The organism is Ostreibacterium oceani, assembly GCF_009362845.1.
In the GTDB taxonomy this organism is placed as follows: domain Bacteria; phylum Pseudomonadota; class Gammaproteobacteria; order Cardiobacteriales; family Ostreibacteriaceae; genus Ostreibacterium; species Ostreibacterium oceani.
Genome location: NZ_WHNW01000023.1, coordinates 1 through 1,129, shown reverse-complemented (window position 1 = coordinate 1,129; position 1,129 = coordinate 1). Strand labels below are relative to the sequence as shown.

Below are 1,129 nucleotides of genomic sequence, written 5' to 3'. Positions count from 1 at the left end.
AGGGTTAGTTTCCCCGCCTCGCCTGGGTGGGCGGGGATGATGGCCTCAGGGTCGGATAAATCAACTTCTTCATCCTCCTCTTGCCCATCGGCGCGCACTTGCCAGGTGATATTGTCCCACGAAAAAAGCCGTGTGCGGTCTAGCGTCATTTCAAATGTCTCGTTGGACAGTGCCGACTCACCCGGCGCTAAATCAGGAAACGTCACCGTGGTCTCAGGCATTGCCGTGACATTAGTATCGGGGGCTTCTGATGCTGGGGTTGCCTTAACCGTAGCGCTGATATTGGTGAGCGTCCGCTCGGTTTTGTTGACCAGTGTTGCCTTGTACTCAAACCGAACATCTCTACGACTCACACGCTGGCGCGTGACTTGCTCATATTGCGTGTTATCCATCGCCGCTTGCTCAGGGGTTAAGGTCTCCTGTGCCGACCAAGCGGTTCCTGCAAGTAGGGTTAGCGCGAGTAAGGTGCTTTTTAGCGTCGTTTTCAATGTGGTTTTCAATACAACATTGCCTGCGCGACTGAGCGTACGCGCAAATGGGTGATTAAGGGTGGTTGGTTTCATAACGGCTCCTGTGTTGATTTCCTAGTAAATAATTGCGTGGTGAAATAATTAAATGGTTAATGGATAAATACTGACATGATTAAGATGGCTATTTTGGCTATTTTGATAATCTTTAATCCTATTGCCCTATTGCCTTACTGTCCTACTGTCCTATTGTCCTATGATTTGAATGCACTCATTCGCTGACGATAGCTTAGCATGAAACTGCCCGCTAAAAAACAGAGCATCAAACTCAGCATCAAACTCAACAGGCCCCATGACGACACAGATGGAATAGCAGCAGGTGTCGCATTCCCCGAATTGGGCGCGATGACCGTCGTCCCGTCAAACACACTGACAAAGGTCACAGGATCAATAATCGAAAACGGCTGCACACCAGGCTCACCCATGCCCAACCACTCAAATCGTATGACAAACTCACCCACACTATCACCCACCGCTAATTCAGGCCCAGTGACAAAGGCATCGTATTCCCCACTACCTACCAACAAATCTGGCGGAACAATCAAAGAATCCCATCCCGCAGGACGACTAGTCTCGGATAGATTATCGTAAAGCGTTTCATC

2 protein-coding genes are annotated in these 1,129 nt (G+C 49.4%); both read right to left on the bottom strand.

Annotated elements, in window-relative coordinates:
* Positions 1-563 (bottom strand): hypothetical protein (locus GCU85_RS09830; protein WP_152811009.1); only part of this gene is annotated, 563 nt, incomplete at its 3' end.
* Between the two features lie 158 nt (positions 564-721).
* On the bottom strand, positions 722-1,129 hold a 408-nt coding region (locus GCU85_RS10095), incomplete at its 5' end, for a hypothetical protein (RefSeq protein ID WP_218110674.1).